Source organism: Nocardia sp. NPDC058176 (assembly GCF_042883805.1).
GTDB lineage: Bacteria > Actinomycetota > Actinomycetes > Mycobacteriales > Mycobacteriaceae > Nocardia.
The window spans coordinates 156,117-178,100 of record NZ_JBHVVA010000006.1 but is presented as its reverse complement, the minus strand read 5'-3'; the positions used below and the strand labels follow the sequence as shown (position 1 = coordinate 178,100).

18 protein-coding genes are annotated in these 21,984 nt (G+C 68.3%); 13 read left to right on the top strand and 5 right to left on the bottom strand.

Annotation, left to right across the window (positions count from 1 at the left end):
• Positions 1–18: 18 nt before the first annotated feature.
• The 11 genes from ACFVVM_RS27365 to ACFVVM_RS27315 all read left to right on the top strand — a co-directional run bounded on the left by ACFVVM_RS27365 (position 19) and on the right by ACFVVM_RS27315 (position 10,919).
• Entirely contained in the window at positions 19–924 is a 906-nt protein-coding gene (locus ACFVVM_RS27365; protein WP_387623913.1) for a TIGR01777 family oxidoreductase, read from the top strand.
• A complete protein-coding gene (locus ACFVVM_RS27360) occupies positions 924–1,430 on the top strand; it encodes a GNAT family N-acetyltransferase (RefSeq protein WP_387623910.1) in 507 nt (168 codons plus the stop codon). The genes ACFVVM_RS27365 and ACFVVM_RS27360 overlap by 1 nt, the downstream gene beginning before the upstream one ends.
• 74 nt (positions 1,431–1,504) lie before the next feature.
• Positions 1,505–2,173, top strand: coding sequence for a hypothetical protein (locus tag ACFVVM_RS27355; RefSeq protein WP_387623907.1), 669 nt, complete (start codon positions 1,505–1,507; stop codon positions 2,171–2,173).
• A 94-nt stretch (positions 2,174–2,267) separates the two neighbouring features.
• A complete protein-coding gene (gene lipB, locus ACFVVM_RS27350) occupies positions 2,268–3,017 on the top strand; it encodes a lipoyl(octanoyl) transferase LipB (RefSeq protein WP_387623904.1) in 750 nt (249 codons plus the stop codon).
• Positions 3,014–4,036, top strand: coding sequence for a lipoyl synthase (lipA, locus tag ACFVVM_RS27345; RefSeq protein ID WP_387623902.1), 1,023 nt, complete (start codon positions 3,014–3,016; stop codon positions 4,034–4,036). Before lipB ends, lipA begins: the two co-directional genes overlap by 4 nt.
• 187 nt (positions 4,037–4,223) lie before the next feature.
• Entirely contained in the window at positions 4,224–5,138 is a 915-nt protein-coding gene (locus ACFVVM_RS27340) for an ABC transporter permease (protein WP_387623899.1), read from the top strand.
• A gap of 4 nt (positions 5,139–5,142) precedes the next feature.
• On the top strand, positions 5,143–5,985 hold the full coding sequence (locus ACFVVM_RS27335; RefSeq protein WP_387623896.1) for an ABC transporter permease: 843 nt from the start codon (positions 5,143–5,145) through the stop codon (positions 5,983–5,985).
• Positions 5,982–7,691 carry a dipeptide ABC transporter ATP-binding protein gene (locus ACFVVM_RS27330; protein ID WP_387623893.1) on the top strand — a complete coding sequence of 570 codons (1,710 nt, stop codon included), beginning with the start codon at positions 5,982–5,984 and terminating at the stop codon, positions 7,689–7,691. Before ACFVVM_RS27335 ends, ACFVVM_RS27330 begins: the two co-directional genes overlap by 4 nt.
• 16 nt (positions 7,692–7,707) lie before the next feature.
• On the top strand, positions 7,708–9,333 hold the full coding sequence (locus tag ACFVVM_RS27325) for an ABC transporter substrate-binding protein (protein ID WP_387623891.1): 1,626 nt from the start codon (positions 7,708–7,710) through the stop codon (positions 9,331–9,333).
• An 11-nt stretch (positions 9,334–9,344) separates the two neighbouring features.
• Positions 9,345–10,535, top strand: coding sequence for an amidohydrolase (locus tag ACFVVM_RS27320; protein WP_387623889.1), 1,191 nt, complete (start codon positions 9,345–9,347; stop codon positions 10,533–10,535).
• 72 nt (positions 10,536–10,607) lie between these two features.
• Entirely contained in the window at positions 10,608–10,919 is a 312-nt protein-coding gene (locus ACFVVM_RS27315) for a pyrimidine/purine nucleoside phosphorylase (protein WP_387623886.1), read from the top strand.
• Between the two features lie 39 nt (positions 10,920–10,958).
• Here the strand turns inward: ACFVVM_RS27315 and ACFVVM_RS27310 are convergent, their stop codons facing one another.
• The 5 genes from ACFVVM_RS27310 to ACFVVM_RS27290 form a co-directional block, all read right to left on the bottom strand.
• A complete protein-coding gene (locus ACFVVM_RS27310; RefSeq protein ID WP_387623883.1) occupies positions 10,959–11,492 on the bottom strand; it encodes a hypothetical protein in 534 nt (177 codons plus the stop codon).
• 81 nt (positions 11,493–11,573) lie between these two features.
• Complete coding sequence (locus ACFVVM_RS27305) at positions 11,574–12,308, bottom strand: glucose 1-dehydrogenase (RefSeq protein WP_387623881.1); 735 nt, start codon at positions 12,306–12,308, stop codon at positions 11,574–11,576.
• 71 nt (positions 12,309–12,379) lie between these two features.
• Positions 12,380–13,441, bottom strand: a complete 1,062-nt coding sequence (locus tag ACFVVM_RS27300) for a serine/threonine-protein kinase (RefSeq protein ID WP_387623878.1) — start codon at positions 13,439–13,441, stop codon at positions 12,380–12,382.
• Between the two features lie 154 nt (positions 13,442–13,595).
• Positions 13,596–14,162, bottom strand: coding sequence for a hypothetical protein (locus ACFVVM_RS27295; RefSeq protein ID WP_387623876.1), 567 nt, complete (start codon positions 14,160–14,162; stop codon positions 13,596–13,598).
• A 196-nt stretch (positions 14,163–14,358) separates the two neighbouring features.
• Positions 14,359–17,973 carry a DEAD/DEAH box helicase gene (locus ACFVVM_RS27290; protein ID WP_387623874.1) on the bottom strand — a complete coding sequence of 1,205 codons (3,615 nt, stop codon included), beginning with the start codon at positions 17,971–17,973 and terminating at the stop codon, positions 14,359–14,361.
• 366 nt (positions 17,974–18,339) lie between these two features.
• Here ACFVVM_RS27290 and ACFVVM_RS27285 point away from each other — a divergent pair, with 366 nt between their 5' ends.
• Together ACFVVM_RS27285 and ACFVVM_RS27280 are read left to right on the top strand one after the other, a co-directional pair.
• Positions 18,340–20,289 carry a UvrD-helicase domain-containing protein gene (locus ACFVVM_RS27285; protein ID WP_387623871.1) on the top strand — a complete coding sequence of 650 codons (1,950 nt, stop codon included), beginning with the start codon at positions 18,340–18,342 and terminating at the stop codon, positions 20,287–20,289.
• 635 nt (positions 20,290–20,924) lie between these two features.
• Positions 20,925–21,602, top strand: a complete 678-nt coding sequence (locus ACFVVM_RS27280; protein ID WP_387623869.1) for a hypothetical protein — start codon at positions 20,925–20,927, stop codon at positions 21,600–21,602.
• The last annotated feature ends 382 nt before the right edge of the window (positions 21,603–21,984 follow it).

Below are 21,984 nucleotides of genomic sequence, written 5' to 3'. Positions count from 1 at the left end.
CCGGAGAATTCGCCGACCATGCAGGTGGTGATCGCCGGTTCGTCCGGACTGATCGGGACAGCACTCGTCGCGGCCCTGCGCCGCGACGGGCACGTGGTGTCCCGGTTGGTCCGGCGCGAGGCCGCCGCACCGGACGAATTCGCGTGGGATCCCGCGCGCGCCCAGCTCGACGAGCGGGCGTTGCGCGGGGCCGACGCGGTGGTGAACCTGTGCGGGGCGAGCATCGGCGGTCGCCGCTGGAACGGCGGCTACAAGCAGGAATTGCGCGACAGCCGCATAACCCCCACCGATGTCCTGGCCACCGCTGTCGCCGCGGCGGGGGTGCCGACGCTGGTCAACGCCAGCGGCGCGCACTACTACGGCGGCGACACCGGTGACGCGATCGTCGACGAGACGGCCGCCGCCGGAACGGGTTTCCTGGCGACGCTGTGTCGCGACTGGGAAGCCGCGACGGCACCGGCCACCGCCGCGGGCGTGCGCACCGTGCTGGTGCGCAGCGCGGTGGTCCTCGCCCCCAACGGCGGGATGCTGAGCATGCTGCATCCGCTGTACTGGCTGGGACTGGGCGGCCGGCTCGGCAGCGGCCGCCAATACACGCCGTGGATCTCCCTCGCCGACGAGGTCGGCGCCATCGCCTTCGCCCTCACCCATTCCGAGGTGTCGGGCCCGATCAACGCCGCCGGTCCCGCACCGGTGACCAACGCGGAGTTCAACCGTGCGCTCGGCCGCGCCCTGCACCGGCCGACGCCACTCATCGTCCCCGGCTTCGCCCTGCGTGCCCTGGTCGGCGAGTTCGCCGACGAGGCCATCCTGCACGGACCCCGCGCCATCCCCGCCGCGCTGGAGCAGGCCGGATACACCTTCCAGCATCCGACGATCGGCGCCGCGCTCGCCGCCGCCGTCGGTCGATCCGGGAACCGCTGATGCTGATCCGCGACGCCGACAAGGCCGACCTCCCCGCCGTCCTGGCGATCCACAACACCAATATCGCCGAGTCGACGGCGATCTGGGACACCGACGAGGTCGACCTCGACGACCGCCAGACCTGGTTCGCCGACCGCACCGCCGCGGGCATGCCGATCCTGATCGCCGAGATCGACGGCGAGGTCGCCGGTTACGCCTCCTACGGTCAGTGGCGTCCCAAGACCGGTTACCGCTTCACCGTGGAGAACTCGGTCTACGTCGACGACCGCTTCCAGCGCCGCGGCGTCGCCACCGCCCTGCTCACCGCGCTGATCGCCCGCGCCACCGATTCCCATCGCGTGCACGTGATGGTCGCCGCGATCGAGTCGAGCAACTCCGGGTCCATCACCCTGCACGAACGCTTCGGCTTCCGTACCGTCGGTGAGCTTCCCGAGGTCGGCCACAAATTCGGCCGCTGGATGGATTTGACCCTCATGCAGCTGACCCTGCCGATGAACCACCGCTGAACAGGCGCGGGGCCGCGGATGAAATCCCCGGCCGCCGGTTGCGGACCCAGGTCGGCTGCCGAAACATCGAGCAGATGAGAACGCGTCGAGCACTCGTCGCCGTGATGGCGGCACTGTCGTTCCCGATCATCGCGGCGAGCCCGGTCGCCGCGGCGCCGCCGATCGAGGAACCGGCCGCCCTGTGGACCGTGCCCACCGCCGAGACACGGGACTTCTCCCTGCTCATCGCCTTCAGTTTCGGTAACCGGATCCCCGAGGGCGTCGATCCGCAGCGGACCGTCGGCGACCCCGGCCCGGTGAACGAGGCACTCGCCGCGGCCACCGTCGCGGCCAGGGCCGGACGCGACATCCCGGTGTACGCCCAGACCGAGATCGCCTCGGTGCTGCGGACCGAGTACGGCCTGCGCGATGTCGTGTCCATCGATCCGACCCGCGCTGACGACGGAACGCTGGTCTACCTGTCCACCGATGGCGTCGCCGCCGAGGTCGCCGCGCGCCGTGGTCCGGCCGCGGCCAGCGACGTCGCGGGCGTGGTCGCCTTCCAGGATCACCTGTGGCGGGCCGTGTACACCAGCCGCGCACGGGGGTTCACGGCCTTCGCACCCCGAGAGGTGCCCATGCCGAGCGAATACGACCCGCAGTCGGGTCAGCCGTGGACCACCAGCCGGGAACGCTATCTCCCGACCGACTACGCAGGGCGGGTCCCGGTGCTCGCGCGACTGTTCGGGCTCGGGCCGCGCTGACGAACCGGGTGGGCGCGCGGAGATCGTCCCCGACCCTGATTCGCCCACTGACCGACCTGCACCACATCCCGGCCGTGGGCGTAACGTCAAGGGCGTGAACAACACGCGCCCCACCGCGTCCGCACGGTTCGATTCGACCCCGATCGTGGTCGAGAATCTCGGACTCATCGATTACCACGCCGCCTGGGAACTGCAACGACAGACCGCCGAGCAGCGCGCCGCCGGCGAAGGCTCCGACCGGCTGTTCCTGCTCGAACACCCGTCGGTCTACACCGCGGGCCGCCGCACCGAGGCCGATGATCTGCCGATCGACGGCAGTCCGGTGGTGCAGGTCGACCGCGGCGGCAAGATCACCTGGCACGGCCCAGGTCAGCTGGTCGGCTATCCGATCATCCGGCTGGCCGAGCCGGTGGACGTCGTGCAGTACGTCCGGCGGCTGGAAGAGGCACTGATCCAGGTGGTCACCGGACTCGGCGTCGAGTGCGGTCGCGTCGAGGGCCGCTCCGGCGTCTGGCTGCCCGCCACCGAGTTGTTCTCCGAACGCAAGATCGCCGCGATCGGCGTGCGTGTGCAGCGCGGGGTCGCCCTGCACGGCGTCTCGCTGAACTGCAATTCCGCCCTCGACGGTTTCCAGGCGATCGTGCCCTGCGGCATCAAGGACGCGGGCGTCACCACGCTGACCCGTGAGCTGGGCCGCGAGGTCACCGTCGCCGAGCTCGAGCCGCTCGTCGCCGCCGCCATCGTTGCCGCCCTCGACGGCGAAATTCCCGTTCGGCCCCATGACATTGATCGCACCACCGGCCCGGCGAATGCGCAGGCCCCGAGCGTAGAGTCGGTCCAGTGAGCCCCGTAGACGCCTCTGCCCCCGCCGGACGCAAGCTGCTGCGCATCGAGGCGCGCAATGCCGAGACCCCGATCGAGCGCAAGCCCAAGTGGATTCGCACCCGCGCCACCATGGGCCCGGAGTACACCGAGCTCAAGGGCCTGGTGAAGCGCGAAGGCCTGCACACCGTGTGCGAGGAAGCGGGCTGCCCCAACATCTTCGAATGCTGGGAGGACCGCGAGGCCACCTTCCTCATCGGTGGTGAACAGTGCACGCGGCGCTGCGACTTCTGCCAGATCGACACCGGCAAGCCCGCCGCCCTCGACCGCGACGAGCCCCGCCGCGTCGCCGAGAGCGTCCAGGCCATGGGCCTGCGCTACTCCACCATCACCGGCGTGGCCCGCGACGACCTCGACGACGGCGGCGCCTGGCTCTACGCCGAGACCGTCAACGCCATCAAGCGGCTCAACCCGAACACCGGCGTCGAACTGCTCATCCCCGACTTCAACGCCGACCCCGACCAGCTCGCCGAGGTCTTCGCCTCGCGCCCCGAGGTGCTCGCGCACAACCTGGAGACGGTCCCGCGCATCTTCAAGCGCATCCGCCCCGCCTTCCGCTACGAGCGCTCCCTGGCCGTCATCACCGCCGCGCGCGAGGTCGGCCTGGTCACCAAGTCCAACCTCATCCTCGGCATGGGCGAGACCCCGGAAGAAGTCACCGCGGCCATGCGCGACCTGCACGAGGCGGGCTGCGACATCCTCACCATCACCCAGTACCTGCGCCCGTCCCCCCGGCACCACCCCGTCGACCGCTGGGTCAAGCCCGAGGAGTTCGTCGAACACTCCAAGTTCGCCGAGTCCCTCGGCTTCGCCGGCGTCATGGCAGGCCCCCTGGTCCGCTCCTCCTACCGCGCGGGCCGCCTCTACGCCCAGGCCATGGCCCACCACGGCCGCGAGATCCCCGAGGCCATGACCCACCTGGCCCAGGAGGGCACCGCCTCCCAGGAAGCCAGCTCCGTCCTGGCCCGCTTCGGCAGCTGAGGTTCTCGGCAACGTCTTGAAATCACGGTGAGTGCGGAAATCACTCTGAGTTCGAGCATGGTGGCAGCGGCTGTGGCCGTCGAACATGAGCATCGGTCCAGTTGCCGAGCGAAAATCGAGCTGCCACATGACATCTGCTGTCGCGCCGTCACCGCACCGGGCGTCCCGGTGGGGTCCTCGGCTGGTCGTGCCGATCGTGACACGGCTGGTCGGGGCCGTGGCGGTGCTGTGGGCCTCGGCGACCGCGACGTTCCTGGTACTCGAGTTCGCCGGTGGCGATCCGGTGGAGAACATGCTCGGTGGCGGCGTCGGCATCTCGACGCAGGAGATCCGTGACGCGGTCCGCCGCGATCTCGGCTTGGATCAGCCCTTCGGCACCCGCTATCTGAACTACCTGCACGGCCTGCTGACCGGTGATCTCGGCCAGTCCTATCAACTGCGCAGGCCGGTGACCGCGGTGATCTCCGGCCAGATCGGCGCCACCGTCGAATTGGCGCTCACCGCGGCGCTGCTGGCCATCGTGGTGGCCACCCTGACCGGCGTACTGATCACCTCGCGCCGCCGGATCGCCAACGCGGTGGTGCAGTCGGTGGAACTCCTGCTGATCTCCACGCCGACGTTCTGGCTCGGCATCGTGCTACTCACCGTCTTCTCCTTCACCCTCGGCTGGTTCCCGGTCGCGGGCGCCGAGGGTCCGCAGGCGCTGGTGCTGCCCGCCATCGCCCTCGCGCTGCCGCTGGCCGCGGTGCTGTCGCAGGTGATCCGTGAGGGCGTCGAGCGGGCCATCGAACAGCCCTTCGTCACCTCGGTGCGCGCCCGCGGCGTGTCCGAGCCGCGGCTCGAGTTCGTGCACGTGCTGCGGCACGCGGCCGGTCCGGCGCTGAACGTGGCGGGCTGGTTCGTCGGCGCGCTGCTCGGCGGTGCGGTGCTCACCGAAACGGTGTTCGGCAGACCGGGACTGGGCCAGATCGCCCTGCAGGGCGTGGTGAACCGGGACATGCCGATCGTCATGTCGGTGGTGCTGATCTCCGCGCTCGCCTACGTCGTCATCAGCACGCTGCTCGATGTGGCGCAGCGGCTCCTCGACCCGAGAATCGGTTAGGCCCATGACTGTGACAACTCCCGTGCGCCGCGCGCTCGGTGCTCTTCGGCGCTCCGAACTCACCGTCCCCGCGGTGCTCGCCGGTCTGGCCGCGCTCCTCGCCCTGGCCCCCGGCCTGTTCGTCTCGCGCTCGCCACTGGCCTCCGATCCCCGCCAGGTGCTACGTCCACCCTCGCTCGAGCACCCGTTCGGCACCGATCAGATCGGCCGGGACGTGGCGGCCAGGGTGGTGCACGGCGCGCAGTACTCGCTGTCGATCGGAGTCGGCGCGATCGTGCTCGCCGTGCTGGCCGGGCTCGTCATCGGGACCCTGTCGGGTCTGGCGCCCCGGGTCGTCGACGAGGCGTTCACCCGCCTGCTCGATGTCGTCAACGCCTTCCCCGAGATCCTGCTGGCGCTGGTGGTGATCGCCATCGCCGGTCCCGGCCCGCTCAATGTGGTGATCGCGATCGGCGTGGCCGCCATCCCGCGCTTCGCCCGGGTGGTGCGCGCGCAGGTGTTCGTGCTGCGCCATTCCGGCTGGGTGGAAGCGGCTGTCACGCAGGGTATTCCGTATCACCGGCGGGTGCTCAAACACATCGTGCCCAATGTCCTCGGTCCCGTGGTGGCACTGGCCACGGTCGGCACCGGCACCGCACTCATCGCGGCGGCGGGCCTGAGTTTCCTCCAGCTCGGCCCACAACCACCGACCCCGGAGTGGGGCGCGATGCTCTCGGAGAGCCGCGACTACATCAGCCTCGGCTGGTGGCTCGGCGTCTTCCCCGGTCTGGCCATCGTCGGCACCGTCGCGGTCATCACCGTGCTCGGCCGACGCCTGCAGCGCCGCTTCGAAGGGCGGACCCGATGACCGTCACCGAACACGCCACCGACCAGCGCGCCACCGACACGGCCACCCCGCTGGTCCGGGTGCGCGACCTGCGCGTCGACTTCGGCTCGACCCGCGTCGTCGACGGCATCGACTTCGACCTGCTCCCCGGTCGCTGCCATGCCCTGGTCGGCGAATCGGGCTCGGGCAAGTCCGTCACCGCCCGGACCCTGGTCGGCCTGACCGGCGAGCACGCCGCCGTCACCGCCGACGCCCTCGAATTCGCCGGACAGGACCTGCTCGGCTTCACCAGCACCCAGTGGCGGGCCTTGCGCGGCAACAGCATCGGCCTCGTCCTCCAGGACGCGCTGGTCTCCCTCGACCCGCTGCGCACCATCCACCAGGAGGTCGGCGAGGCCATCGACCCGAGGACCCGCCTGCGCCGCGCCACCCGCTCCCGCGACCGCGTCACCGAACTCCTCGCCGACGTCGGCATCCCCGACCCGCACACCCGCCTCGACCAGTACCCCCACGAACTGTCCGGCGGCCTGCGCCAGCGCGCCCTCATCGCCACCGCCGTCGCCCGCGACCCGGCGGTGATCATCGCCGACGAACCGACCACCGCCCTCGACACCACCGTCCAACGCCAGATCCTCGAACTGCTGCGCACCCACACCGCCCGCGGCACCGCACTCCTGCTGATCAGCCACGACCTGTCCCTGGTCGCCGAGATCGCCGACCAGGTCTCGGTCCTGCACGAAGGTGTGGTCGTCGAACAGGGCACGCCCGCACAGGTTTTCGCCGCCCCGGCCCACCCGTACACCCGACGTCTCCTGCGCGCGGTCCCCACAGCTGCCGCGCGTGGCTACCGGCTGGCCGAGCCACCCGCTACACCGACGGACAGCGCGCCACCACGCACCGACGAGCCGTCCCACGCCCGCATCCCCCTCCCCGCCCGCCGCGTCGATCCCGACCGCCGAATCCTCGTCGTCACCGATGTCGGCAAAACCTTCCGCGGCCGCAACAGGTCCGAACGCCGCGCCCTCGACAAGGTCGGCTTCGAGGTCAGCGCGGGCGAAACACTCGGCATCGTCGGCGAATCCGGTTCCGGCAAGACGACCCTGCTACGCATCCTGCTCGGCCTGCTCACCCCCGACACCGGCACCGTCTATCTCGACGGCGAACTCTGGAACCCGCGTCCTGAACGGCAACGCCGCCCGAACCGCCATCGCCTGCAACTGATCTCCCAGGACCCACTCGGCTCCTTCGACCCCCGCTACCCGGTGGGCCGCCTGCTCACCGACGGCATCGCGGTCGCCGCCCGCACCGGCACACCACGCCACACGGTCGACTCACTCCTCGAATCCGTCGGCCTGCCAACAGATTTCGCCCAGCGCTACCCGCGCCACCTCTCCGGCGGCCAACGCCAGCGCGTGGCCATCGCCCGCGCCCTGGCCGCCGACCCGGAGATCCTGATCTGCGACGAACCGGTCTCGGCCCTCGACGTCTCGGTCCAGGCCCAGGTCCTCGACCTGATCGCCGACGTGCAGCACACCTTCGGCACCTCGGTGGTCTTCGTCTCCCACGACCTCGGCGTCATCCACCACGTCAGCGACCGGGTGCTGGTCCTGGACCGCGGCACCGTCGTCGAATCCGGCGATGTCACCGAGGTCTACCGCGCACCCCGTCACCCCTATACCCGCGCACTGCTCGACGCCGTGCCCACCCTCGCCTCCGCACACCGCTGAGCTTCCAAGGAGAACAATGAGACCGTCGATTCGTCGCGCCGGCGTGCGCGCGATCGTGCTATCGACCGCCGCCACCCTGGCACTCACCGGATGCGGCGGCTCGTCCTCCGACTCCTCCGGCGCCACCGAACCGGTGCACGGCGGCAAGCTCGAATACGCCCTCGGCACCGACATCGACTGCTTGGATCCGGCCAAGTCGCCGAGCAATTCGGTGGTCGTCGCCAATATCGTCGACTCGCTCGTCCATCACGACACCGAGGGCGTCATCCAACCGTGGCTGGCCGAGTCGTGGACGGTGTCACCCGACGGCACGAAGTACACATTCAAGCTTCGTGACGGCGTCACCTTCAGCGACGGCACCCCGCTCGACGCCGCCGCGGTGAAGTACAACTTCGACCGCATCAAGAACCCCGAGACCGGCTCCAGCTACGCCGCCTCGGTGATCGGCGAGTACGTCGCGGGCACCGTCGTCGACCCGCTCACCTTCCAGCTCACCCTGCGCACGCCGGTGACCTCCCTGCTGCAGGGCCTGTCGCTGGCCTACCTCGGCATCCAGTCGCCGACCTACCTGGAGTCCAAGGGCAAGGACACCTGCGGCTCGATCGTCGGCTCGGGCCCGTTCGTCCTGGAGCAGGCGGTCAAGGGCCAGAGCTACACCCTCTCGCGCCGCGCGGGCTACGACTGGCCGTTCCAGGGCGCCGAGCACACCGGCGACGCCTACCTCGACACCGTCGTGTTCACCGTCGCCACCGAGGGCACCGTGCGCGTGGGCGGCCTGAGTTCCAAGCAGTTCGACCTGGTCCGCGACATCGCCACCCCGCAGCTGGCCGCCGTCAAGGCCAACCCCGGCCTCGAGGTGATCGACTACACCGCGCCGGGCATCGTCAACGCGCTGGCCATCAACGAGAAGTCCGCGGTCTTCGCCGATCAGACCGTGCGCCAGGCCTTCCAGAGCGCCGTCGACGTGGGCACCCTCGTCCCCGCCGCGTTCTTCGACCAGATCGAACCGGCCACCGGCCCGTTCTCCACCACCACCCAGTACTACGACTCCTCGGTGAGCTCCACCTACGGCTTCGACCCCGCCCGCGCCGAGCGCCTGCTGGACCAGGCGGGCTGGAACACCAAGAACGGCAACGGCATCCGGCTCAAGGACGGCAAACCATTGCGCCCGGTGCTGTTCACCTTCCCCGATCCGGCGCAGGACCTGCTCTCGCTGCTGCAGTCCATCCAGCAGGAGGTGCGCAAGGTCGGCATCGACCTCGACATCCAGACCTTCGACCGCAGCACCTGGAACACCAAGATCAACACCAATCAGTACGACCTGCACGTGCACAGCTACTTCCGCGCCGATCCCGACATCGCCCGCACGGTCTACTCCACCGCCTTCGAGCCGCCCAACGGCTACACCTTCGCCCGCCCGAACGATCCCGAGCTCGAAGCGCTGCTGCAGGAGGGTTCGCGACTGCCCAACGGGCCGGAGCGTCAGAAGGTCTACGAGCAGATCCAGCACCGCGTGATCGAGAAGGCGTATTCGCTGCCCCTGTATCCGGTGCAGCGAATCTTCGCCCACCAGAAGAACATTCACGGCATCAAGATCACCGGCACCTCGGTGCCGTTCCTCTACGACGTCTGGCGCGGCTGAAAGGCTCGAACATGACCACCACCGAAACCTCCCTGCGCGCCCTCTACGAGGACTTCCACCGTCACCCCGAGACCGGCTTCCGCGAACACCGCACCACCACGGTCGTCGCCGGACTGCTGCGCGAACGCGGCCTGCACGTCACCACCTCCGAGCAGGTCACCGGCGTCGTCGCCACCCTGCGCAACGGCGAGGGTCCCGTCGTCGCCCTGCGCGCCGACCTCGACGCGCTCCCGCTGGCCGAGGAGACCGGACTGCCCTACGCCAGCACCGCGGCCGAACCCGCGATGCACGCGTGTGGCCACGACGTCCACATCACCGCGCTGATCGGCACCATCGACGAGCTGCTCGCCACCCGCGCGCAGTGGTCGGGCACGGTCGTCGCGATCTTCCAGCCCGCCGAGGAACTCGGCTCCGGCGCCCGCGCCCTGGCCGCCTCCGGCATCTTCGCCGACCACCCGACCCCGCAGATCGTGCTCGGCCACCACACCACCAACACCCTCGAACCCCGCCACGTCGGCTCGCGCGGCGGCGTCCTGCAGGCGGCGGCCGACACCTGGGAGATCACCCTGCGCGGACCGGGCGGTCACGCCGCCGCCCCGCACAAGACCGTCGACCTGGTCGTGCTCGCCGCCTCGACCATCCTCAAACTCCAGACGATCGTCTCCCGCGAACTCCCGCCCAACCAGCCCGCCGTGCTGACCGTGGGCAGCATCCACGCGGGCACGGTCGGCAACATCATCCCCGACACCCTCACCTTCACGGTCAACGCGCGCTCGTTCACCGAGGAGGTGCGCACCGCCATCGCGGCGGCCGTGCGGCGGATCGTGCTCGCCGAAGCCGCAGCCGCCGGGCTGGAGTCCGAACCACGGATCGACCATGTCGTCGAATTCCCGCTCAACGTCAACGATCCGGCCGCCTACGAGGTGGTGAGCGCGGCGCTGAGCGCGGAGTTCGGCGCGGTCACCGAGGTCGAGCCGGTCACCGGTTCGGAGGACTTCGGTGAGTTCGGCACCCACTTCGGTGTGCCGTCGGTGTTCTGGTTCTTCGGCGGCGGCCTCGCCCCGGCCGTGGCCGAACTGTCCCCGACGCCCAACGGGCACAGCCCGCGCTACGCCCCCGATCCCGACATCGCGATCGAGACCGGCGTGCGCGGACTGACCGCCGTCACCAGGCACGTCCTGGCGGTGTGGCCGCGTCCCTGACGAAGGTGGGTCACCGGGGGTGCGGGTGCGGGCCGTAAACTGGCCAGCTCCACAGCACCCCCGGAAGGACCCATGTCGAAGTTCGAGAACGTCTCCGTCACCAAGCAGGCCAATGTCTACTTCGACGGCAAATGCGTCAGCTACAGCCTCGAGCTGCCCGACGGCACCAAGAAGTCGGTCGGCGTGATCCAGCCCGCGGCGCTGACCTTCGGCACCGCGGCCCCCGAGGTCATGGAACTGATCGCCGGCGAGGCGAAGGTGACCCTGCCCGGCGCGAGCGAGGCCGTCACCTATCGCGGCGGCGAATCGTTCGAGGTGCCCGGTGACAGCTCGTTCGACATCGAGGTCGTCGAGACCCTGCACTACGTCTGTCACTACGGCTGACCGAACCGGGGGGCGACCACTCGGCCGCCCCCGTCCGGTCTACTTCACGAGGAACTCGTCCTTGTACAGCCGGTTCGGCCGCGGCGCCGTCGCCTCGGCCAGCTCCACCTGGAAGTCGTTCTCGCGCACGGTGCGCGGCCGGTAACTCCCGCCGAAGGTGACCATCACCGAGCCGCCGACACCGTTGACGCCCCTGGTCGTGTTCGACTCGCGGCCCGCGTTGAACACACTCACCACATCGCGTCCGTCGTTGCCGACCGCGATGGTGCCGTCGTGGAAGAACTGGACGAACGTCCCGTTGTCGGCGGCCACGGTCGCCGCGATCGTGTGTCCCTGCTCCGGATCGAGCGGGAACTCCGCGTCGGGCTGCTGGCGCCTGTCCACGGGTCCGGGGGTATCCAGCGTGCGCCCGAAACCGAGCAGCACCGTCTCGCCGAGCGCGTTGTGGCGCTCCCGGCTCAGCTCACTCCACAGGTGGGTGGTCGACCAGACCTTCACGCGCCCGTCGTCGAAAAGCGACACCCGGTCGTCGGTGCCGTTGCTGATCAGATATTTCGCGCTGTTGGGGGCCATCCCTCGATCATGCTCGATCCGGCCGCCGAAGTCGTACCGTTCGACCGAGCCGACCACGCATCGACACGATCGACCGCACCGCTACTTGTGCGGCACGCCCACCGTGAGCCCGCCGTCGACGACGAATTCCGCCCCGGTCGAGTATGAGGATTCGTCCGAGGCCAGGTAGGCCACCAGCGCCGACACCTCGTCCGGCTCGGCCGCCCGCGCCAGCGGGATCTGCAGGAAGTCGGCGGGAATCCCCTCGGTCATCGGCGTGCTGATCAGGCCGGGGTGCACCGAGTTCACCCGGATGCCCTGCGGCGCGAGCTCGAGCGCCGCCGATTTGGTGAGCCCACGCACCGCGAACTTCGTCGCGGTGTACCCGTGCAGCCCCGGACTGCCGCGCATCCCCTCCACCGAGGAGATGTTGACGATCGAGCCACCACCGGCCGCCTTCATCGCGGGCACCGCCGCCTGCATCCCGAGGAAGGTCCCGGTCAGATTGATGTCGATGATCCGCTGCCACTCCGCGAGCGCGAAGTCCACGAGCAGATTCCCGTTCACGATCCCCGCGTTGTTCACCAGCACGTGCAGCCCGCCGAACTCCTCGACCGCCGCCGCCACGACCGCGCTCCACTGCTCGGGTTCGCGCACATCCAGATGCCGATAGATCGCCGCGGCCCCGAGTTCCTTTGCCACGACGGCACCTTCGTCGTCGAGCACGTCACCCAGTACCACCGAGGCCCCCTCGGCGACGAACCGGCGCGCGTGCGCCGCCCCCATCCCCCGAGCGCCACCACTGATCACCGCGACCTTGCCGGTCAGTCGTCCCATCGCGCAGAACCTCCTCGTCGAGCCGATGCATTTACACCGTACGAGTGAAACCGGTTCCAGGTGGCGATTCGCTAGAGGAAGGCCGAGGAATACGCGCCGATGAGCGCCCACACCGCCAGCAACATCCCGACGACCGCGACGACGAGGACCGTCCAGTAGACGACTTCACGGGCCGTCACGGGCTCCCCAGACGGTGCCACCGCGGCGACCACGACCGTCTCCTCGTCCTCGGGCGCCACAACGGGTAGCGCGGGCGAGGTCCGCCGCGTCGGCGGAAACGGCGCGATCGGCGTCACCGACGGCAGCGGCCGCAGTGAGAACCGCGCCGCCGTGGCGAAGTCGTGGCAGTTCGGATAGCGATCCTCGGCCTTCTTGGCCGCACCGCGCGCGATCACCGCGTCGAGCTCGTCGGGCAGATCACCGCGCTGCTCGGCCAGGCGCGGTATCGGCTGATTGAGGTGCCCGGTGATCACCCGGCCGGGATGTGTTGCGCGATAGGGCGGTTCGCCCGCCAGCAGCGCGTACAGGGTGCAGGCCAGCGAGTACTGATCACTGCGTTCGTCGACGGTGGTGCCGAGCAACTGCTCCGGCGAGGCGTAGGCGAGCGTGGCCGACACCGAACCGGCCGGGGTCACCCGCGAGGAATCCACCAGGCGCGCGATCCCGAAATCGGTCAGCACCGCCCGCTCCGGCAGTCCACCACTCGCCTCGGTGAGCAGGATGTTGGCCGGTTTCACATCACGGTGCAATACCCCGTGGGCGTGGGCGTAGTCGAGCGCGTCACCGATCTCGGTGACGATCCGGGTGGCCCGCTGCGCCGAAACCTCCTGGGTCCGCAGCCTGCCCGCGTCGGTACCACGCACGAACGGCATCGAGATCCACAGCTGATCATCATGGGAGCCGCGATCCAGAATCCCGACGATGCCAGGATGTTCGAGCCCCGCGACGATATCGGCTTCCCGCTCGAACCTCCGCCGCACAGCCGGATCGGTCGATAGTTCACGATGCAACAGCTTCAGGGCGACCGATCGAGGTAACCGGGGATGCTTGGCCAGGTAGACCGTGCCCATCCCACCGTGTCCGAGTACCCGCTCGATGATGTGCCCGGCAAACGAGTCGCCGACACCAATCATCCCTGCCCCCTTGCGAAACCCTGTTCAGCAAGCGGGCAGCAGTGTGCCCGCATCGTCGAATTTCTACCGACCCCGGACCCCCACCGCAAGCCGAACAGCACCGCCGGTGACCCGACCTGGGACTACGGCCGTAACCCCGGCTATCCCGCGACGGTCAGCAGGTGAGATTCGCCGCCCCGTAGGAGTTGAACGACACGTGGACATGGTCGTAGTGGTTCTGGGTCGCGCTGCCGCGATCCTCCATGAACGACCACCCGTTGCCGTCGTTGTAGCGCTGCTTCCAGATCACGTAGGTGACACCGAAGCGCGCCTTGTTGGCCAGCACGAACTCGGCGATCGTGTCGCCGATCGCGGAGTTCGGTGTCATGACGTCGAGCGCGAGACCCGCACCGTGGTCGCCGTCGAAACGCCCATCGGCGCCACCGATGTCCTGGAGCCCGAAGGTCTGCTGAATCAGTCGACCCACCTGTGCCACATGGGGCTTGGTCCCGCGCCAGTCCGTCGAGCACAGCAGCTTGGCCTTCATCACCGACAGCGCCGCCAGTTCGTCATCGGCCCCCACCGGCTCCAGTCCGGACTCGGGCTCGAGTTCGGTGTAGTGCGCCGCGGCGGCGATCGGATCGGGCTCGATGGCCGAGGTCGACTGCGGCTCGGCCGCGGCAGCCTCCTGCACCACCGGGCTCGGCTTGAACGCCATCCACAGCATCGCCGGAACAGTCATGGCGAGCCCACACACCCCGAGGGCGCCACGGCTCCCAGGAGCAGGGGCCGTTTTGCGATGTTGACCAGGCACGTTCTCGATCACCAGCTACTGTCGATAATTAGGTCTCTGCAACATTACGAAAAGGTCGCGAAAATGTCACGCCCCGACCGGTGTGTCGCATACGTCGGATCGCATCATTCCGCATAACACGCGATTACGCGAGACCGCGATCACCATCTCGCCACAGCCGTAGTTCCCCACCGTCCCCGGTCCGACGTGCCAGTACCGAGAAGTTGCGCAGGCCCGACCAGTTCTCGAAATCGCCGACCACGACCAGCCGCCGACGAGCGCGGGTGACCGCGACGTTCAACAGATTGGGCGAGGCCGAGGCCCACGCGCGGGCGCCCTTACCGTCGGTGGGGGTTCCGAGAACCACGAAGACGATGTCGGCTTCCTTGCCCTGCGTCGTATGCACAGTGCCCAGACGCGTACTCGACAGGGTGACGCCCTGTTTCCGCAGATAGGCGTCGAGCTTCGTCACGACCTCACGGAAAGGACTGACGACGAACACGGCGTCCTCCAGGCGGCGACGGAGCTCTTCGGCGCGATCCCGGTCCGAACCGGCCCAGTCCGGATCACCGGAGTCGGCTTCAGCAGCCATCTCCACCGCGAGCCGATCCCGGATCTTACGGAGGAGCGCGTGGACGTGTCGCCCCTCGTCCGGGTTCCACTTGGCCCCTTCTGCCGCGGCCTGCACATCGATCCAGAGGTTGTGCGTTCCGAGCGCGAAATCCTCTCGCGTACCGACCCCGTTCACCATCATGTTGTCGTAGGCGATCTCGTTGCTCACCTCGAACATGAGGCGATCACAGCGCCGATGGACCCGCAGCGGCGAACCGACCCAGATCTTGTCCAGTGAGTCCAGGTCCGGCAGCCAGGTGCCGAATTTGGTGACCCGATCTGCGATTGCCTGCACCGATGCTCGTTGCGGAGTCCATCGGAGGTCGACATCGAAGCGACGCGCCAGCCGTCGCTGCCCTTGCCAGGGCAAGGTCACCACGGGTTCGAGTTGACGGGGATCTCCGACGACAACCGCGCGGCGACTGCGCCACAGCGCGCCGACCGCCGCCTGCGGGGTCGCCTGCCCGGCCTCATCGATACACAGCCAGCCCAGGCTCTCCCGGCCGAGCCCGGCGAACATCGTCGGCAGCGAGGCGAAGGTCGTCGACACCGCCGGAACCACGAAGAACACCATCTGCCAGGCGGCGAGCACTGTCGTCGCGGGCAGATCGCTCGGTGCGTCGCCGGAGACGACCTCGACCGCGGCACGCAGGTTGTCCCACACCAGTTTCGGCTCGGCGGCCAACGTCGCGTAATGCAGGTCCAGCGCGGCCAGCAGCAGCTCCGAGCGCGCGGCGGCGAAGTCGGCGTCCATCCAGGGCGCCGAGAGTTCCCGAACCTCCATCGCGGCGCGGTCATCGATCGGCGCGTCCCATTCGGGTCCAGGCACCGCGCCCGGCCAACGTTCTCGGGCCTGCTCGAGATGCGCCCGCGCGGAGGACAGTTCGAGTTCGCGCCGTTCGATCGCACGCCGCGCCGCGTCGGTCGACAGCTGGGCGGTCGATCGGTCCCGGTCACATGCGCCGAGTCGGGCCCGAGCCGCCGACACCATGCGGTCGTGTTCGCCGCACTCGGCCTGCGCCCTGCGCAACGCGGCGTCCCATTGCGCGCGGGTCTCGTCGGCGCAGCGCGCCCGCTCGGCGCATTCGTCGACCTTCATCGCGTAGGGGGCCACCGCTGCGGCCCACTGGTGCTCGGCTCCGGGGGAGAAGAATCGCCGCCACCAGCCCGGGCGCGCAGACCCCTGGGCGTGGAGTTCGGCTTGGGCGAGCGCCAGTTCGTGGTCTGCCCGCGCGACCGCGTCCTGTGCCTGCGCCAGCTGGGCCGCGGTGGCGTCGAGATGTGCTCGCCCTTGCTCCGAGATGGTCCGCACCCGGACCAGATCGTCGACGATCTGCTGACGACGTTCTCGGAGCTGCCGTTCCCGGGCCGCCTCCCCCAACAGGTGTCCGCGCAGCTGGGTGAGCCGCGGGTCGGGTCGGTCGCGCAGCACGGGCGAATCGGCGACCTCCGAGCGCTCGGCCACCATCGCTTCCACCCGAGCGGCAGCGTCACGAAAGCGCTGGACCGTCGACTGCCAGGCACGGGTTCGTTCCTCGACAGGCACGTCTTTGAGGGCGCGGAGCAGTGATTCGAGACCGGTCTCGGCCGGTTCTGCGGTGGTCGCGCCACCGGCGCCGGGACCCCACCAGAATCGCTGCGCGAAGTCCCGGCGATTCGCCCGTCGGCCCAGCCGTGCTGCGATCGCGCCCCAGCAGGGCTCCTTCGCCAGATGAGTCGCCGGACCGGCGAGGTAGTCCGCTTCGGGAAAGGCCGCGTGGTCGATCGAGCCGACGGCGGGAATCTCCAGGGTGATGTTCTCGACGGCACCGTTGTTCGAGGACGCGATGACGATCTCGAAGCCGGTCAGTTCGTCCACGAGCGGAGTCAGTTTGCGGGGCCATCCGCTCTCGTCTTCCCAGGTGAGCTGGGTAGCACCGAAGGCGGCACGAGGATGCGCCAGCGCGGCCAACCGGGTGGCCCGATCGACGATGATCGCGGCGATCAGGTCACGCAGCATCGTCGTCTTGCCGGTTCCCGGTGGACCGTTCACCGCGTACAGCCCACGCGCCTGTGGATCGGCCAGCTGGTCGACGATCGTGTTGATGGCGAACTGCTGGCTCAGTGCCAGCGGCCGCGTCGGGGTCCCCGGCCAGCGACCGAGTGGCACCTTGCGCGGATGAACGGCCCGCAGCAACACATCGGGCTCCTGACGGGTGTCGATCCGACCGGTCGCCGCCACCGTGTCGTCGTCGGTGAGATATCCCGCCAGTGCGGCACCGACATTTCCCTCGTCCACCTCGGTGGCGACGCGCTCCAAGTCGGCGACATAGAAGCTGTTGAGGAACTCGTCACCGGACACCTCGTCGGCGCGGCGCCGGGGCACCGTGTAGCACTTCACCCAGATCCGGGACGGCGCCAAGACCTCCTCGACGCCCAGCTCCTCGGCAACCCAGCGTGTGACAGCGGCCAAGTCGTCGAGTTCGAGGACCTTGGTGCCCAGCGACTCCTCGGTCTTGCGCGCACTGGTCGCCGCGGAGTCGGCTTCGTCTCCGCGGCTGTCTCGTCGTTCCTCTAGTGTCTCGATGGCATCGTCGGTCAATGCCTCGGTCACCGACTCCGAGACGGTCGAGGCCGTGGCACCGAATCGGGACTCGATCGCCGACCCGACCAGCCCAGGCAGGGAGGCGAGTCCCCCGATCCCGACATCGAATGCGATCCGAGCCGCGACACCGGCCACCAGTCGCACGGCCCGCCCACCTCGCGAGCCGACCTCACCGTTCTCGATCGGAATGCGACCGTCCCCGATGCCGAAGAGAACCTGCCGCATTCGCTCTTGCTGATCGGCGAACCCGTCGAGCCAGTTCTCGGCGCCCGGCCCCGGTGTGCCCACAGTTCGGCCCACCGCCCAAGCACACGACGACAGCGTCACACTCGACTTGTAGAGCCGACCGGTGTCGTCGAGTGTCACGCTCACCAGGGCGGTCTCCCCGATTTTGCGGCCACCGAGGTCGGTGTTCTCGCTGTCGGGCGCGAGCACTGTGTCGAGTACCTCACGCACCCGGTCGATTCCGAAGACACCCGCGTAGACGGTGTAGCGCCAGACCCGATCTCGCGGCGCGCGGCGACCCGCCTGCCACGGCAATGTGACGCCGGGTACCAGGTTCACGACATCGTCATTGCCCCGACGAGGCGCATCGATCTTTTGCGGTGTGAAGTACTCGACCGCACGCCAGTAGCGCACGATCCGAGCCTGTCGACCAGCCTGCCCGTTGTTTCGCCCCATGACCCACCCCTGGTCGATTCTCGTGAAAACCCCCTGCGGCACTGCCTACTTCAGAATAAGCCGAGGAACCGTGGCGGGCAGGCAGCTCGGGCGGAATCGCCCGTGACGGCGGAGTCTGCCTCAGCTCTCGCGGACAATTGGTTTCCAGGCGCATCATTCGAATCCCACCGCCCAGATCTTTCAACTATGTTGGGAGACAGGGTGTTAGCGTCGGCATCGAGCGCGCCGACCGGGGTTCGGGGGGAAGCCATGGCCAATATTCGACGTGAGCGCCGTCTGCGGGCAGCCGAGCAGGCGCTCGCCGAACAAGTTCACCTGAGTTCTCCGGAACGCCGCGTCCTCACGGGAATTCTCGCCACCGAGGGCTGGCATCTGCTGACCCGGGACCGTGCGCTCCGCCCGACTCATCCCACCGCGTTCGCCATCGGTCCCAGCGGCGTGTTCGCCATCGTGTTCGCCGCCCACGCACCGGACGCCGCCGAGTTCGGCAATCTGCGCAAGCACGCCGAAGAGCCCCTCGCCCGCCTCGCCGCCGACGACTTCCGTTTCGTCCCGCACATGGTCGAGATCGTCGTCGTCCTCCCCGGCCGGGTCCGTACCGAATCCGACGGCCGCCTCCACCTCGTCGACGAAGCGAGCTTCGTCGACACCCTGATCCGCCACGAGCGACGGTTCAAACCGGCCCGCGCCACCCAACTCGCCGCCGCGGGCATCGACGAATTCACCCGCCTGCACCTCGACCTGCCCACCGCCGACGAACCCACCGACCTCGCGGGCCTGTTCACCGAAACCGACCTCAACGACGCCGAACGCGCCGCCGCCCTCGCCCGCCCGTTCAGCGACTGGATGACCTTCCTCGACCCGGCCCAACTCGCCCTGGTCCACACGAACTTCACCGGCCCCGCCCGCATCAGCGGACCGGCGGGCACTGGCAAGTCCGTCGTGGCCCTGCACCGCATGGCTCACTGGGCCAAACGCAACCCGGGGCGACTGCTGTTCACCACCTTCGTGAAAACACTGCCCACCTACCATGAGCACGGCTTCGCCCGATTGGCACCACGGGCGGTGGGCCGAGCGGAGTTCACCGGCTTGCACGCCTGGACCGTCAAGTTCCTCGGCAAACGACAAGTGCCGTTCAATCTCGACGACAAAGCCGTCAGCGCCGCCCGCACCGATGCCTGGCTCGGCGTCCGAGACACCCTCGAGACCGTCAAGGACACCGATTTCGGCTACTGGCGCGACGAAATCGATCGCGTCATCAAGGGCCGCGGCCTGCCGAATGTCGAAGCGTACAAACGAGTGCGGCGCCGGGGTAGAGACGGAATAAGCCTCAACACCAACCGCCGCCAGTTCGTCTGGGAACGCTGGTACGAGCCATACCAGCGGGGCCTCGAAGCCCGAGGCGCCCACGACTTCAACGACCTCATCTCCCTCGCCATCGCAGAACTCCGCGCCCGCCCGCTCACCGATGCCGAGCGCTTCGACCTGGTCGTCGTCGACGAAGTCCAGGACTTCACCCTCTGCCAGCTCCAGCTCGTCTACGAAATCGCCGGCGCCAGAGACGATTCCCTGATCCTGCTGGTCGGCGACGGCCAACAGGAGGTCTACGCCGGCGGCTGCACGCTCTCCGAAGCGGGCATTCCGCTGGCCGGCGGCCGCGGCCGCGTCCTGCGCACCAACTACCGCAACAGAGCCGCGATCCTCGACTACGCCCGCCGCATCGAAGCCTCCGACACCGTCGACGACCTCGACGGCGGCACCGGCGTGGTCCTACGCGACAGCGACTCCACCCTCCCCGACGGCAAGGTCGTCCAAGAGCGCCTCACTCGCCACCGAGCCGAATCAGCTCTGCCCCAGGCGATCCAGGCAGCGAACCTGACCAACGCCGACATCGCCGTGATAGTCCCGACCCACACCTACATCAACCGCTACCTGACCATCCTCCGCCGAGCAGGCTTCCCCGCCATCCCCCTCGAACACTACGACGGCACCCAATCCACCGACATCAAAGTCGGCACCATCCACCGCGCCAAAGGCATGGACTTCACCGCCGTCTTCCTCCTCACCAAACACCCCCCCACCAACCTCCCCGACCTCTCCCCCGCCGCCCGAGACCAAGCCGAACTTCAAGCCCGCCAACACCTGGTAGCCGCCAGCCGAGCCCGAGACCACCTCTGGGTGGGCCTACTCACCGACTGATCGTCCCCGAACCCGAACTCCGCGTCCAGCACCGGGACCGGAGCCGGGCCAACATGTAGAGTTTCTTCGATCTCCTTTACATGTCAGCGCAACATGCAAAGTTCCGTTGCACGTACCGCATCAGCACATCCGCTGCGACTACTACAGCGCTACTCCAACCGTAACGACCTCGAATGTGGCCATGAAAGACAGCGACCTCACCTTCCGGTCCTTGGACGTCGGTAGCGTGATCGCAACCACCACGCCTGGCAAGGCGATTGGCCTGGAACTGAATTCGGCGTTGATGATCGAACGCCCGGACAGTGCGGTGCGAGTGGGACCGGTAGCGGAACTGACGTACTTGCACCGGCACGTGGCCGATGTCGTGATACCGACGCTGGTGCGAGGGCTGTCCGCGACCCGCTCATTTCCTCCGCACATCGAGCTCGGAGACACTGGCGACACGGTAGCCGACAGGCTCAGTCGGGCTGCGGGCAAGCTCGCCCACGAACGATCGGGCGAGGAACCCCACTGCGAATGTTCGAGGCGTGGCAACGCGAGCCGGGGGTACTGCTCCTCCTGAGTGACGGCGGTCTACTCAGGCTCGTGGTCCCTAATCCGGTTTCGTTTGCGCATGGTTGTGGCGATACTCGAACATGGATTCGATCAAGCAGTGCGTGCCCCTGGACAGCGTCGATGCGAACATCCTCCGAAAGTGGGGATCAGCCTGGCTGGATCTCACTCACACCGACATGGTCCTGCTAGCACGCCGCAACACTCCGGCGACCCGCCCGAATCTCTTCGTGCGGCGCGCCCTGTGGGAATCGGCGGTGGTGAGCTACGGACGTGTCGGGCAGGGCAATCAACGACGAAAGATCGACCTCGCCGCGCTGTTCGTAGCATCAGGAGACTCTGGTGCTTCCGACTTCCACGACTCGATCATGCGTTGGCGGCATGGACATGTTGCACACCGCGCTGACGCCGTATTCGAGTCGGTCGACGCGCTGCTCTCGGTCGATGCCGCGTTGATACCCAATGCCCTGCAACTGGTGATCCAGCCAGAAGTTGGCCCACAGGACGACGAGGAGCTCGCCGAGAGGTTCCGTGCCCACGTCTACCTCATGCGCAATACGATCTGGGAGTCGTTCATGGATCCGCTCGCCACGAAGCTGGCCGAACGGGCACGAAGCAGACCGGCTGACCTCGAGAAGATGATCCCCTATCCGAGTGCCTCACCCGAAGGATTCATCGCGACTCTCACTCTGTGGGCCAATCCCCAACTCGGGGAGACGACTTCTCCGCCGATAACGCAACCAGCTGCCACCACGAGTTGACCACCGCAGGTCCCCAAGTTGCCGACGTCGCGCTCCAAACTGGCCCGCCGCCTGGCAGTCTGAGACGGAACGCCAGGCGATCGCGCAGTCGACGCACTGCAATCAGATCGGGTAATCACCTACGATGACCAGGCGTTTTCCAGTTTCCTATGTCCTACGTGTCCTGCCGAGGGCACGTAGGACATAGGCAACTGTGGTGGACATACCTGCCGCACCCACATCGTTCGCCCATGACCAGCGCAAATATTCCGCACCCCAAGCGAACGTCTTCGAGTACGACGATCACAATCGACGCGGCCGCGCACACGGTGAGTAGAGACCTGGGTCAGAGAGGCTATCTCTCGGTGGTGATAGGTGGGAAATGAGCAGTTCCACTACGATC